General features: G+C 30.4%; 12 protein-coding genes and 2 CRISPR repeat arrays. All 12 genes read right to left on the reverse strand.

What is annotated here, in order from left to right; translation table 11 throughout:
• Positions 1-34: 34 nt before the first annotated feature.
• Entirely contained in the window at positions 35-874 is an 840-nt protein-coding gene (locus Q3V94_RS07265; protein ID WP_008908386.1) for a hypothetical protein, read from the reverse strand.
• Positions 855-1,367, reverse strand: a complete 513-nt coding sequence (locus tag Q3V94_RS07270) for a YcjF family protein (protein WP_008908387.1) — start codon at positions 1,365-1,367, stop codon at positions 855-857. Before Q3V94_RS07270 ends, Q3V94_RS07265 begins: the two co-directional genes overlap by 20 nt.
• 25 nt (positions 1,368-1,392) lie before the next feature.
• A complete protein-coding gene (locus Q3V94_RS07275; protein ID WP_008908388.1) occupies positions 1,393-2,328 on the reverse strand; it encodes a DUF1848 domain-containing protein in 936 nt (311 codons plus the stop codon).
• 124 nt (positions 2,329-2,452) lie between these two features.
• Positions 2,453-3,259 carry a hypothetical protein gene (locus Q3V94_RS07280; protein WP_008908389.1) on the reverse strand — a complete coding sequence of 269 codons (807 nt, stop codon included), beginning with the start codon at positions 3,257-3,259 and terminating at the stop codon, positions 2,453-2,455.
• 162 nt (positions 3,260-3,421) lie between these two features.
• On the reverse strand, positions 3,422-3,883 hold the full coding sequence (locus tag Q3V94_RS07285) for a hypothetical protein (protein ID WP_008908390.1): 462 nt from the start codon (positions 3,881-3,883) through the stop codon (positions 3,422-3,424).
• A gap of 32 nt (positions 3,884-3,915) precedes the next feature.
• The gene (locus Q3V94_RS07290; protein ID WP_008908391.1) at positions 3,916-4,533 is read right to left on the reverse strand and encodes a DnaJ domain-containing protein; all 618 of its coding nucleotides are present in this window, start codon (positions 4,531-4,533) and stop codon (positions 3,916-3,918) included.
• A 444-nt stretch (positions 4,534-4,977) separates the two neighbouring features.
• Positions 4,978-5,788: direct repeats of the CRISPR family, unit length 37 nt; unit sequence GTGATAATCCCTTCAATCAGGTCAAGGTCATTTCTAC.
• 257 nt (positions 5,789-6,045) lie between these two features.
• Positions 6,046-8,187: a reverse transcriptase domain-containing protein gene (locus Q3V94_RS07295; RefSeq protein ID WP_303526449.1), complete on the reverse strand. Its 2,142-nt coding sequence runs from the start codon at positions 8,185-8,187 to the stop codon at positions 6,046-6,048.
• Positions 8,184-8,498: a CRISPR-associated endonuclease Cas2 gene (cas2, locus tag Q3V94_RS07300; RefSeq protein ID WP_008908393.1), complete on the reverse strand. Its 315-nt coding sequence runs from the start codon at positions 8,496-8,498 to the stop codon at positions 8,184-8,186. The genes Q3V94_RS07295 and cas2 overlap by 4 nt, the downstream gene beginning before the upstream one ends.
• A complete protein-coding gene (gene cas1 / locus Q3V94_RS07305; RefSeq protein ID WP_008908394.1) occupies positions 8,495-9,424 on the reverse strand; it encodes a CRISPR-associated endonuclease Cas1 in 930 nt (309 codons plus the stop codon). Before cas1 ends, cas2 begins: the two co-directional genes overlap by 4 nt.
• Positions 9,425-9,500: 76 nt before the next feature.
• Positions 9,501-9,844: a CRISPR direct-repeat array (repeat unit 37 nt; unit sequence GTGATAATCCCTTCAATCAGGTCAAGGTCATTTCTAC).
• Between the two features lie 285 nt (positions 9,845-10,129).
• Positions 10,130-11,266, reverse strand: coding sequence for a hypothetical protein (locus tag Q3V94_RS07310; RefSeq protein ID WP_008908395.1), 1,137 nt, complete (start codon positions 11,264-11,266; stop codon positions 10,130-10,132).
• A 15-nt stretch (positions 11,267-11,281) separates the two neighbouring features.
• Positions 11,282-13,003 (reverse strand): Hsp70 family protein, encoded by a 1,722-nt coding sequence (locus Q3V94_RS07315; protein WP_008908396.1) that lies wholly within the window; start codon positions 13,001-13,003, stop codon positions 11,282-11,284.
• Positions 12,994-13,560, reverse strand: a complete 567-nt coding sequence (locus tag Q3V94_RS07320) for a nucleotide exchange factor GrpE (protein WP_008908397.1) — start codon at positions 13,558-13,560, stop codon at positions 12,994-12,996. Before Q3V94_RS07320 ends, Q3V94_RS07315 begins: the two co-directional genes overlap by 10 nt.
• Positions 13,561-13,946 lie beyond the last annotated feature (386 nt).

The raw sequence follows: 13,946 nt of genomic DNA on the forward strand, positions 1-13,946 counted from the left end.
TACCAAATATTTGTATATTTGTGAATATATTTTATTAATTTTTAAAAATATCGTAACCTTCTTTAAGAAGGCTATAGATTAAAAAAAGCATTGTTATATTGGAAACAAAGGGAATACTAAGTAATATGCTAAAGATTAAAAAATTGGTAAGCCTATACCCTAAAATAGTTTTTAAACTATTTTTTAATTCTTCAAAGGATATTTTTTTGTTTTTATAATCTAAAAACAAAGGATATATCTGAAACAACGTATACCAAAACAAGCCTTTGGGAATATAATCTGTTAAATCTTTATCCCCATAATCTTTTATTCTTTCTATTTCCCTTTTAACTGTTTTGGTTATTTCTTCATTTGACATACCAGTAGTATCTATATGTAGCCTTTCTGCCACTTCTTTAGTTGAAGCAATTCTTATATCAGGATATTTTACCATTGCTTCTTTTATATAGTTTATATCATCCGTCGCCTTAAGTTGAAGATATTCAACTTCTCCTGTTTTTGTATTGTAAAGAATAACATCAGAACCTGGGTGATTTGTTTCAGTAAAAAGCTTTGCAAAGTAGTGGTCTTTATCTTTATTTTCAAATTCAACAAATTTTATCTCATGATAAACCCCCTTTAGGTTGTTTATAAACCCCTTAAGCTGTGCATCGTCTAAGCTGTTTATATACCTCCCAATATCTTCTACTGATGAATCCTTAAGATCAGGATAAGCCCTCCTTATAGCTTCCAAAAGGTCCTTTGTATCAAAGGTATATTGAAAATCATCCTTTGATTTTAATAAGGATATAAAAATTGGCTTAAGGTGATCATCCTTTACTTTGCCGTAAATATTTTTTATATGTTTTGATAAGTTACTTATCTTTGTTTTCATTTTTTAATTCACTCCCTATCCTTTTCCCCTCCTCCAATTCTCTTTTGTATATAACTTGAAGTTGTTTTTTATTTATAGGATTTCCCGATCTTTTTTGGACAAAATAAAAGTCCGCAACCTTTCCTATAGCATAACAAGCACCATATACTAACGGAATGGTAAAAAATCCTCCTAAGAAGGGAATGAAGGTTTTATAGGCAAATATTATTCCCGACTTTGCTAAATATCCAAGTCCTACAACACCTAAAATCTCCTTTAATATATCTAATGCTCTATCCCTTGAAATTTGAAATCCTCTTATATTCCCTATCTTCATAACCATGGCAACTTCGATGGTTGTTAATATAGGAAAATCAGCGATAGGAATAGGTTGAAGAGCTATTCCTGCACATAGAGCAGAACAAAACTTTATAACCCTTTCGACCCTTTTATCCTCCAAGTATTCCTTTTTTATCTCATCGTTTATCCTTTCTAGAACTTCATCAATATTCAAAAAAACCACTCCTTAAAGCAAAAAATCACAAAAGATCAAAAAAACTTTTTTGCTCATAATCTTCCTTTTCTTTTACATCATGCCATCCAACAAGAGATGGGGAATTAGGATCATGCTCCCTTCTTTTCTTATCCACCAAAGCTTCGGACATATTTGCATAGCAATAGATGCACTTATGGGGGCAGGTGTCAAAAACTCCTATATCTTTACTTGCAACGCAGCCACATTCCTTTCTTTGTCCCGTATCCTTCTTTTTTGTAACATCTATGTTAAACACCTTTTTAATATATTCGTCATCTACACATTTGCCATGTAAAACCCCTTCTTCTTCAAGGTCTACAACCTCTGCACAGCTATAAATTTCCATATCATGAGCCTTTGCTAAACTCGCCAAAGATTTAATAAATTCCCTAAACTCTGGATGATTAAAAGGATTTTCAAATACATTTATTCCTGCCTTTTTTAACCTTCTCGATGCCCCTCTATAATCGTCAAAGATACTTATAACTACCCTATTGGTATATCCTGATAAATCCTTGACTATCCTACTAAAGCTATTCAAGTGAAATTCAAATGGAGTGATATCAGATAATATAATCGGATCATACCTTAATATTACCTTTTCTTTTCCTATCCTATCGGATAGCTCTTTAAAAGTTTTTATTCTTTCTTCAAAAGGAGGTAAATTAGGTTCAAAAACCTTTGAATAGTTGTTTAGTGTATATTGAAAATAATATTTATATCCTAATCTATCGATCTCATCCAAATGCTTCATTAAAGGTTTTGGATTTTTTGTCCAAAAAACTATAACGTCGACATCCTCCCTTTTAAGGGATACCTTGTTTATTTGATTTGCATTAAAGGGGTTAACAAATGTTGCATAACCCCTTCTGATTCTTTCCATAAACCATTCTGAATAAAAGGCAGGAATATCCGTCCTCCTGCTGGCGCTAATTATCATAATATTTCACTCCTCAAATAAGCAATTCAATTAACTTAACTTTATTATATCTTAATAAAATTTAATTTAAAATCAATAATGAGTATCTATAAACACTAATGCATATATGATGTAAACCAAGGCTTTAAGCGCCTTGGTTTACTATAATTACAGCGCTTTTAACTGCTGCCTTATAGCATATGCTGCATAATATGTTGTAAACATAGTGAACACATGCTGCTCTTATTAGAGCTTCCTTTGACACCTTGTATGCTTCAAACTCTGCTCTTCTTGTTTCTATAAATATCTTGTTTACATATCTTTCTGCATATTTATCTACAAATTCAACCTTCCCTTTGTTGCAGAATAATATTTTTTCAATTTCCTTTATTAATCCGCTGTTTTGTATTCTTGATAAGTATTCAATTAGATTAAGTATCTTTTTATCCCCTGAATATGAATAAACGCTGCTTTTGCTAAGGATTATTGATTTTAGCTCTAAATTAACGTTGTCTAATCCCTTGCGTTCAGATTTTAATTCCAAAGCATCGATTATTTCATCCAGTGCAGTGGTGCTATCTATGCTACTTAATCTTGTTAGAAAATCTATAAATACCCTATAGCTTTTTAGCCCTATTGAGTTTTTGTCAAGATAAAGGGGATTTATCGGTATTTGAAAAATTTTTTGATTAACTTTATCATAGCTATTGAAATTCTTGGTGCCGCTAAGATATGTCATCTTCTCCTTAAGAACTGCCTTTATAGTGTTATCGATGCTACATTGTAAATTTTTCTTTCTGCTTAATCTGTCAACCATAGCAAGGATTTTTTCATCATCTTTTTTGGAAATTAAACTCTCCAAAATCTCAACCTCTGCCTTTCTAAGATTGAAAACTGAGATGACATCGCTTTTAACATTTTGCCATGAGAGCAATTGGAATCTTACCTTCATAAAACAAAACCTCCTATAGATTATTTTCTAAAAATGGGCACACTTATAGCGTAAACCCACTTTAAATTTCAAAATCTATAGGAGAGTGCTTTTAATTTATATTTTGTTACATCTATATTTTAACAATTGTTATATTTATTGTCAATAACATAGAGCTTTAAATTAACAGTGAAACAAGAAAAATATTAGCAATAATATTAGAAATAAGCACCCTCCGTATCCATCATCATTTTTATTTTGTGTTTGTTGTTTAACTGTCGGTTCGGTTTGATTGTATTGATAATTACTTTTAAAGGATTGTTGATTTTGCTCTTCCTTTTCTTTAATTCCTTTTATTGTAGCCAATATAGTATTCAATTCTTTACTGTATTTTTCATATACGTCATTATAATAAGTCTTAAGAATTTCTATATTTCTTGTTATCCTTCCGACACCAATACCATATAATTTGACAACTATATTATTAAATACATTTCTACTATCTTGTTCTTCTGCCATAAGTCTATATTCGTGTAAATAGATAAGAAGATCTTTAAATTCTATATCTAATTTTCTATCCCTGTATAGGCTGTCTAAATCCCTTAAAATATCAACATAATCCCACGCAGTTTCTTCATACTTCATTATCTCATCTTCATCTTCATCATTTTCTTCATTTAAATAATTATATAGCCATATATAAAATACATAGCCCTTATGTTTTTTGTCTCATTAGATTCATTGATAAAGGATATAATTTTGGAATTAACATATTCATCAGCCTCGTAGTATATGTTAGCTATATAATCTACAACATTCACATCTCGGTGTGTCATCCTATAGTTAATCAATATATTTATGAGTATAAAAGCTATATCAATTTGTTCTACTACATCTAAGCAATCATCCTGTAGAGCATCTTCAAGAATATCTATTGCCTTATCAAGCCAGTTTAACCTTACATAGCATGAAGCCATCAATACATAGCATATAGCAAAGCGAACATCACCATCCATTAATTTTTGTAAAATAACTGATGCCCTTTCAAATTCATTTTCATCCATAAGTTTAATTGCTTCCTCAATTTTCTTTTTAGCTTCCTCTTGATATCCACTTGTATCATAAGCCCTTCGAAGCTTTTCATTGGATAAAACTTCGTATGCTTCCCTTATTAACTTGAAATTTTCAGGATCCTTTTCCGGCGAGTGGATTCTAACTTTTTTAAAATAAGCCTTTTTTATCTCATCTTGGGTGGCATTTTGTTGTATACCTAAAATTTGATAATAATCCTTCATTTATAACACCTCACAACCAAAACTTATCACAAAATTAATTATAAGCATTTATAAATTCATATTTTTTTGCATCATTGTATAGATTTTTTATTTAAAAAACAAAAATGCCAATAGGTTTGATACCTATTGGCTCCAGCCTATAAGCTGGTATGCTAAGCACCATTGCCTAGCACTGTATTTTAAATGATCATAATTATCTCTCCTTTCTTAATGCAAAGGCTATGCTCAAGCCTTTATGCTGAACTAAAAAAGTTCAGCCAGGTAGCAACCAAAGATTGCTACCTTAACATAAGGCATTAAAAAGCCTTATGTTATGTGCGAAAAATTCGCACATAAAGTCAAATTGACTTTCCCCACAAATGCCCTTCTCCAGTAAATCACCTCTCTTCTTGATCCAATTATAAAACATTACCCATTCATATTTTTCTGCATAATCGAACAATTCTATTAATCCCTTCAATCAGGTCAAGGTCATTTCTACATTAAAGGAGGTGAAAACATGGCCATAATGCCAATGAAGGTGATAATCCCTTCAATCAGGTCAAGGTCATTTCTACGCAGCAAATTATCGCTGCTGCAATTGAAATTCTAAAGGCCGTGATAATCCCTTCAATCAGGTCAAGGTCATTTCTACTCTGCTTGTAGTGTAATAGGTAGATATCCTGATAGTTTGGGTGATAATCCCTTCAATCAGGTCAAGGTCATTTCTACTACTGCAGAAGAAGTAGTTGTAGACTACGCTGGTCTTATAGTGATAATCCCTTCAATCAGGTCAAGGTCATTTCTACTATGCGGAAAGGTCAAGGACGAGTACAAAACGTACGAAGTCCTTGTGATAATCCCTTCAATCAGGTCAAGGTCATTTCTACCGTGGCGAAGTTGTCTGCGCTTCTAATATCGACCTTTGGTCTGTGATAATCCCTTCAATCAGGTCAAGGTCATTTCTACGTTTCCGAAGTATTCACGATAAAGGAATACTTCGGAGGCGAGGTGATAATCCCTTCAATCAGGTCAAGGTCATTTCTACGGGTGATAACATTGGACCATGGAGTCAAAAACAACAAGGTGATAATCCCTTCAATCAGGTCAAGGTCATTTCTACTAGTTGGAAATTGCCCAACTAAAGACAAGACTTAAAGAATGTGATAATCCCTTCAATCAGGTCAAGGTCATTTCTACTGGGACAACATTGATGTTGCAATAGCAACATCAATCGTAGTGATAATCCCTTCAATCAGGTCAAGGTCATTTCTACGGCACCCCTTGTGAGGTATTGAAAAATCTAGCCTGAGAATGTGGTTTTTGAAAACCTATTTAAAATCGCTTTTTTTAGCTGTTAAAATAAGTTTTATACACGGATTGTATATTAAAAAAATTACCTGCCAAGCTTTGATTTTTCTGCGATGTAGTGGTTTTCAAAAAACCCCCTATGTATAAAAAGTGATTGGGGGTTTTTTGATTGATTTTCCTATGTATAATTATAACAATATCTCGTCTAAAATTCCACATTATTCAAAATTTTATATCAATAATCCATTTACTTTCTTCATTTTCTCTTATTCTTTTTAATTTTCCAATATCAATATTTACTTCGTCTTTGCCTAAAATATTAAACAAAACATTTAGCTTTCTCTCTAAATGAGTTATCTTTTTGTCTAATTCTTCCCTTTGGGATTTTAATTTTAATACTTCATCAACTACTTCTTTTATAGAAAGTTCAACAGATGTTTTAAAAAACTCTGCATTATCAGAATAAAGAATTGGGCTTGAATAAACACCCTCTGGTATTTCAAATTTACAGCAGCATTCTGATATTATATCATTATCCTTCATATATTCCCTGATTTTCTTACAAGATATTGGCCTTTCGGGTGCTTTGTTAATAAATTTCTCTGTGATGTTAAAACTATAATTATCCATTTGGCTCATCAAAAAATGGATAAAGTCCTTCCCTTTTTCTATGTAATTAAATACATATAAAAGTAAAAGCCTTTCAAAATGAGTCAAATGCTTTTTTCTTATACCGTTTTCCAGCAAATATTTTATTACTTTACAATTTACCGCTATTTTATAAGCTTCATTGTAATTTTGCCTTAAATTTTCAAAGAAAACATTGTCATCGGCATAACTATAATATTCATTTAATTTTATATCTTTAAGGCTGCTAATTTCTAAAAATTCCGTCCTTTTACAAGTTTCAGGGTGCAATCCTAACGGCAATTTAATTACATTTTCTGTATCAACTATAATATTTTCTTTAGGTTTTATTTCAATATTCACATCCTTATAATTCACATTTTCTAATACCTCTTTTGCTATTTTTTCTAATAAATTTATTTTTATAGTTTCTTTAAAGAAAGTCCAAACATGATAACCCTTTTTACCGCTAAATTCGATATATGATTCGTATCCCTTATGCATCAATTCCCTTTTTATTTCTTTTGCAACATTAAAGGCTTTTTGCACATCATTTACACAGTCAATATCAAAAACAAGCTTATTGCTAGTTCCATTTTCGCAGTCTAATCTTACAGCAAGAGTTATTAGTCCATTAAAATGTTTCTTTACTAATGCATCATCTATCTCTCCGTTTATTTTTTGGTAATCTTTATTACCATTTTTAGTTACAAAATATACGCTCTTTCTCCCTGAAAACAGTTTAATAAATTCTCTTATATACTTGTTTTTGTTTTCTATTTGCCTTATGAGTTCTTCAAATTCCTCAATTAAATAAAATTTGTTTTCTTCTACTAATTTTTCTATAATTTCATCCTTGTTATTAAAAAGTATATATTGAAAAGCCAATTTATGTTTTTCACCAAGCTGAACTTCTATTTTTTTCTTTAATCTTTCTATCACATTATCATTTAATAATTCTTTGTTAAGTTCACTTAACACCGAAATAAACTTTTCTTCATCTTTATTTTTTACTGCATCTAACAAAGCAATTAAATCGTTATTATCAATTAAATTATTATAATAACCTGGAATATTTAGGTTTTTGCTTGCAAGTTCCCTCATTTTATCATCATCTACCCTTACCTTTTTAAAATTTATTATAATTCCCAAAAACTTTACACTATCTCCCTTAGCACCTAAAATAGTTTTTGTTTCATTTAAGTTTAGACCTAATTCTTTTAGTTTGTTAATAATCTCGTCATATATATTAGCATTGCTAAAAAATATCATGTCGTCACAAAACCTTAGATATCGTATTTTTTTATTTTTATAAAAATAATTATCAAATTCTTCAAGATAAACATTAGATAGAATAGGACTTAAGGGGCTTCCTAAAGGTAATCCTTTAAAATCAGCTATTTTGTTATCTTCGATTATTAATTTTTCTAATTCTTTAAAAAATTTAACATCATTTACCCTTTTTCTAAGTAAATTCAAAAGTTTTTCTATATTTATTGAAGGAAAAAAATCCTTTATGTCACATTTGAAAAAATAATCGTATTGATTTATATATTCCTTGGCTAATATTATTGCATCTTTAGCAGATCTGCCTTTAATAAATGAAAATACGCAAGGTGGAAAGATAAAATATTTTTCTAACTTTTCTTTTAATTCTTTTCTTAATCTAAGTTCATCATCTTCATAAACTACTACCTCGCGGAATTTATTTTTGTTTTTTATCATATACTTTTTCATATTATCATTTCCCTATTAGAATTTTTGACTCTTTTATCAAAAACGATTTTCCTATTAAAGCACCCTTCACATAATAAAAATATATAAATACTTCTTGTAATGTCATCTATATTTGCCGATGTATAGGCATATCTTAAGTAATTTCTATAAAAGGCTTCTATTTTTTTGAGCATATCTTTATATATCTTTTCATCAAGTTCAAATTGATAAACGCTATATTGTATTCTTGTGCAATAGTTGGATAGTATCCTGCTTAATTTGTTTCTATACCTATCTATACTAATATCATAGGATATGATCCCTTTAATCATTTTAACACCACAGGCATATATTCTTCACCTCGTATAAAATAATTTTTAAGAAGACTAATTTGATTTTTTATTAAAGGTTTTACCTTTTCCATTTCATTATTAAATTTTAATATGTATTTTTTTAATGAATTCTCTTTAAGGAAAACACCATCCTCATCAAAATAAAAGTCTAATTTTGTTATCTCTTTTCTGTTTAAAAGTTTAATAATAAATAAATCACAAAAATACTGTCTAAATTCTTCAAGTAAATCTAATGGCAAAGATTGTCTACCATATTTTATACTATGTAAAAAGCCAACATAGCTATCTAAGCCATTTCTTTCAACCTGAGAAATTATTTCATTAAGAACCATCGTGTATGTTAAACTCAATAAGCTATTCACTTCATCCTTAGGTGGTCTTCTGTTTCTGCCATCAAAGTTATAATCCTTGGGAATTATATTCTTTAAATCTTCAAAATAATATTTGCTTGCTAATCCTTCTATACCTAATAGTTCTTCATTATCTTTTGCTCTTTCAACATTTAACATTAATCCTTCCAATCTTTCATCATAGATTTTATATCGCTTTAATAAATTTTGTTGATTAACAATTTTCCCTTTTATAAATATCTTTGCTAATTTTAATCTTCTTTCTTTATCACGCCAACACTCATACTGTGCAAATCTTAAATAAACATTTTTTGATATATTGGGGTATACTTTTCCCTTTAGTCTCCCTTTTGTCGATAAAAATAAAACATCAATATTGTTTTCAAAGGCTAAAGCAAGAGCTTGAGATGTTATTTGTTGATTGCCGAACAATAATATTTTGTCCACCTTGTAAGTAGGAACAGAAAATATTTTGATCCCGCCCTTTGTTACCAAAAATTGTTCATCAAATTTTTTTATAACACACCCCTGCTTAACAACATAAAGATCCTCCAAACTTTCACCTCCTCTAGGTCAATTTTATAATTTTGCACATTCATATTTTTTTGCACAAAAAAATAGCAGCAAAAGCTGCTCAATCCCTTCAATCAGGTCAAGGTCATTTCTACTTACTATGGCAAATTTAGAATTATTAAAGAAACTTCAAGAAAGTGATAATCCCTTCAATCAGGTCAAGGTCATTTCTACTTCAAAGATAACGTCACACTAAGAAAAAAAGCTGCTTCCAAGTGATAATCCCTTCAATCAGGTCAAGGTCATTTCTACCTGCGGGCATCTTTGTGCGTGGCGAAGTTGTCTGCGCGTGATAATCCCTTCAATCAGGTCAAGGTCATTTCTACATAGCTGTAATTATTGCAGCGATAAATTACATAATCAACGTGATAATCCCTTCAATCAGGTCAAGGTCATTTCTACGGCACCCCTTGTGAGGTATTGAAAAATCTAGCCTGAGAATGTGGTTTTTGAAAACCTATTTAAAATCGCTTTTTTTAGCTGTTAAAATAAGTTTTATACACAGATTGTATATTGAAAAAATTACCTCCCAAGCTTTGATTTTTCTGCGATGTAGTGGTTTTCAAAAAACCCCCCTATGTATAAAAAGTGATTGGGGGTTTTTTGATTACTTTTGCCTAGATTTATTATAACAAATAATTTTAACAAATTCCATATATTACTAACAAAAACATGTCTTTTCAATTTTTAGTTATATTCCCTCAAAATCTTTTTTATTTTTGAATTATAATAAATCGTATCTTTATATTCCTTCTCAATCTGCAAAGCATATCTAAAGGCTTCAGCTTTATCAGTTGATATTAACGTTAATGTATATAAAGTTTCTGCTCTATAACATCCGTCAATATATTTGTTTATATATTCATTGTAGTAACAAATGGCTTTTTCTTTATCGAAATATTTATAAGAAGAAGCTAAGAAGAACAATATATGCTCTTTTAAGTAACTATCACTTTGAATCTTATTTGCAATTTCAAAATACTCTGATGCTCTTTTATAATCTTTCTTCCTAAACGCTTTCAACCCCTGATTGTAAAAGTAACTTAAATCAATTTGTTCATATTGCTTCTGAATTAGATTAAAAATCAACAGTTCCTTTTCATTAAATCCCCTTAAATCCGTTTTTCCTTTTGTTTTTTCAAACCCACAATAATCCCCTTCTAAGTAGTTTTTCAAAAGTTCATAAAACTTGTCATTTACATGATAAGCATGTATTTTTTTCGGTTTATTCACTTCTTTATTTCTAAAGCCAATAAAATACATCGGACCAAGCATCACGATTAATAACAAACACACTACAGCCTTTTCATAAAACTTTTTAGCGTTATAATAAAGTCCATTTAGTTCTTTATATACTTCTTTAGTGAAATCATTAAAGGGATATATTTCATCTATCTCCTTTAACAGCTTTTTACAATCATCTATCCTCTTTTGCTTATAATAGGCCAACGTGAGAAGCTTTTGTGCATCATAAGTTAAAAATCCTCTTTGTCTATAGTTCTCCAACAAATCTATTACCTTATTAAATGAGTTCATTTTGAATTCGTTTAAAGCCTTATTAAAATCTTCTACATATTTTTTAATTTCTTCAATATTTTCTACTATCTCTTTAGAGGGTTGATAAAGGTTGTTTTTTGCATTGAATTTTAATAATTTTAATGCCTTTTTAAATTCACCATAATACAAAAGTATCACTCCTGAAGCATGCAATACTTCAGGAGTATATTCCCTTGTTTTTATGATAAAATCAAAAATTCTTTGAGCCCTTTTCAAATCTCCCTTTTTGGCATAATAAAAGCCTTTATTTATGATACTTTGTAACACATTAAACCCTCCGTTTTAGATATCTAAAATAAAGTCCAAAATCCTTCCGTCAATTAAATCTGCATTTTCTTCATCTTCATTTTTTATATATTCTTTTAGTTTAACAACCAAATCGAAAAGTTCATTTTTCAACTTAATATCATCCATTTGTTTTATCTTTTTTTCAGCTGTTTCGATTGTTATTTTATATTTTGAAGCTAATCTAGATTTTTTCCATGAATCGTCAATGGCATCCATCTTTTCAATAACTTGATCTAAAGATAGGCTGCTTTGATTTTTTATCTCTAAATCCTTCGATATTCCATTGCTTTTTATCGTAGCAGTGATTTTTATATTCCCATTCAAATCATAGGAAAACTCAACTAATATAGCTTCTTTACCAGCTTTATTCTCCGGTATACCGCTTAAATGAAAACTTCCAATAAAGGTTGCATCATCAACGAACAAGCAATCATTATCAAGCGTTTGATAGGCCTTTATTTCTACTTCAGTTTGATTATCATAAAGGGTATAAAACTCCTTTGATTTAGACGTTGGAATAGTAGTATTTCTTTCAATTATCTTTGAAAATACATCCGCAAAAAGCTGACCATTTATCTCTGCAACGCTTGCCACTCCTAAATTGTATGGACAAATATCCGTTATCATTAAACCCTTTTCTTCATCCATTTTACCTGACATAATTGCTGCCTGAATGGCTGCACCTAGTGCCACCGCCTCATCTGGGTTTATTTCGGTCTTTATGTCCTTATTTAATTTTTCCTTTACATATTTTCTAACAAGGGGTATTCTTGTAGTTCCACCAACCATAAGCACTAAATCTATATCATCATAACTTAAATCCTTATCCTCCAACGCCTTATCTATGATGTATCCTGCCCTTTCAACTAAGTCAAAAACCATTTCTTCAAACTCTTCCCTCGAAATCTTTATCTTAAAGTCAATAATATTTCCATTGCTATATACGTTTTCGATAACAATTAAGGCCTCCTTATCAAAGGAAAGGTTCTTTTTAGCCTCTTCTGCTGCAGCTTTAATTTTAGACATAGTCAAAAAATCATCCTGTGCTACATGAAAATTAATTCGCCTTTTCATCTCTTGTATTATAAATTCGCATAGTCTCTCATCAAAGTCTTTTCCTCCAAGAAATGGATCCCCATAGCTTGACATTACATCTATAACCCCATCGAATATTTCAAGAACAGTAACATCTAATGTGCCACCGCCAAAATCAAAAACTAAAACCTTTAAATTTTTATCAATATTTTTAAGTCCGAAGGCAAGGGCAGCTGCTGTTGGCTCATTAATGAGTCTTTCAACCTTAAGCCCAGCAAGTTTAGCGGCATTTAAAGTAGCTTCCCTTTGGTTATTGTTAAAATTTGCAGGAACAGTAATTACAGCTTCGGTAACTTCCTCTTTTAAATATTTTTCTGCACATTCCTTTAAATATTTAAGCATTATGGCAGATATTTCTTCTGGAAAGTAAAGTTTATCCCCTAATCTAATCTTCTCATTTGTCCCCATAAGTCTTTTATATTCCATGGTTGTAAATTGTCGTCTCCCTATAAATTGGTCCTTTGCATCCTGACCAACAACTATGTCGCCATTGGTGTCAATCCCAACATAGGAGGGGGTTATCCTTTCACCCTTGTCGTTTAAAATTATTTGCGGCTTACCATCCTTAAAATAAGCAATTTCGCAGGTGGATGTTCCTAAATCTATTCCAATTATGGCCATTTTATATCATCTCCTTTACTTGATGTTATAACCTTTGCTTTTCTTAAAATTTTGCCGTTATAAATAAAACCTTTCTTGATAACATGAAGAATAGTTCCTTCCTCCCATTCATCATTCTTTTCCGTTGCAATTATCTCATGCAGATAGGTGTCAAACTTTTTATACTCACTTTTTTCCACAATCACCCCTGCCTTTTTCAATTCGCTTTCAAATTTGTTAAGTATTTCTGCAGCCTTGTCCATTAAGTATATGTTTTTTTCATCAATTTTTCCGCTCTTAATTAAAGCCATTATTATTCCATCGATGTAGTCATAAATATATATAACGGCTTTTAATAAGTTTATTTCATTTTCCTTTAGCTTTTCAATGTTTTTAGACAAGCTCTCTAATTCCTGGGATATCCATTCGATTCCCTGAAGGCTCTTTTTTACAGCCCTTTCAATTATGTTTTTGTTTTCTATTCCTATTAATACTTCTTCATCGATAGTCTCCAATTCTTCATCGATTCCCTCAAGGTCAATATTTTTTATTTTCTTTATTTCATTCAAAAGATTCAAATTTCCACCTCCTAAAAAATAAACTTGCACCAAAGCGATGCAAGTTTATTATATAACTTGTTATATTCATATTTTTTTGCACTAATATATAATTTTTATATAATTGTATATATTGTAAGTGGTAAAATAAAATGGAGAGATTTCGGAAGTTAAAAATCCCGAAAATTTACCAGTAATATATACAGCAACTATCTTCTCCTGTTAAAATTTAATTAGTTTAAGATAACAGGGGGAGATATTGTGGGAATCATAAATGGTAAAAAGAAGGGATGGAGATTGTTTTCTGAAATCAAAAACCTAAAGGGAAATGGCTTGAAAAAGTCTCAAATTGCAAGATATCTGGGGGTGGATTACAAAACGGTTAGTAAATACTTCAACATGACACC

The sequence above is a fragment of the Caloramator sp. CAR-1 genome, from assembly GCF_030546345.1.
GTDB classification, from domain to species: Bacteria; Bacillota; Clostridia; order Clostridiales; family Caloramatoraceae; genus Caloramator; species Caloramator australicus.

What these genes read in the sequence shown, in the direction of transcription:
- Q3V94_RS07280 (WP_008908389.1), bottom strand. Translation starts at nt 3,259, where the DNA reads ATGAAGGTAAGATTCCAATTGCTCTCATGGCAAAATGTTAAAAGCGAT.
- Q3V94_RS07275 (WP_008908388.1), bottom strand. Translation starts at nt 2,328, where the DNA reads ATGATAATTAGCGCCAGCAGGAGGACGGATATTCCTGCCTTTTATTCA.
- cas2 (WP_008908393.1), bottom strand. Translation starts at nt 8,498, where the DNA reads ATGATTAAAGGGATCATATCCTATGATATTAGTATAGATAGGTATAGA.
- Q3V94_RS07295 (WP_303526449.1), bottom strand. Translation starts at nt 8,187, where the DNA reads ATGAAAAAGTATATGATAAAAAACAAAAATAAATTCCGCGAGGTAGTA.
- Q3V94_RS07265 (WP_008908386.1), bottom strand. Translation starts at nt 874, where the DNA reads ATGAAAACAAAGATAAGTAACTTATCAAAACATATAAAAAATATTTAC.
- Q3V94_RS07315 (WP_008908396.1), bottom strand. Translation starts at nt 13,003, where the DNA reads ATGGCCATAATTGGAATAGATTTAGGAACATCCACCTGCGAAATTGCT.
- Q3V94_RS07285 (WP_008908390.1), bottom strand. Translation starts at nt 3,883, where the DNA reads ATGAAGTATGAAGAAACTGCGTGGGATTATGTTGATATTTTAAGGGAT.
- Q3V94_RS07290 (WP_008908391.1), bottom strand. Translation starts at nt 4,533, where the DNA reads ATGAAGGATTATTATCAAATTTTAGGTATACAACAAAATGCCACCCAA.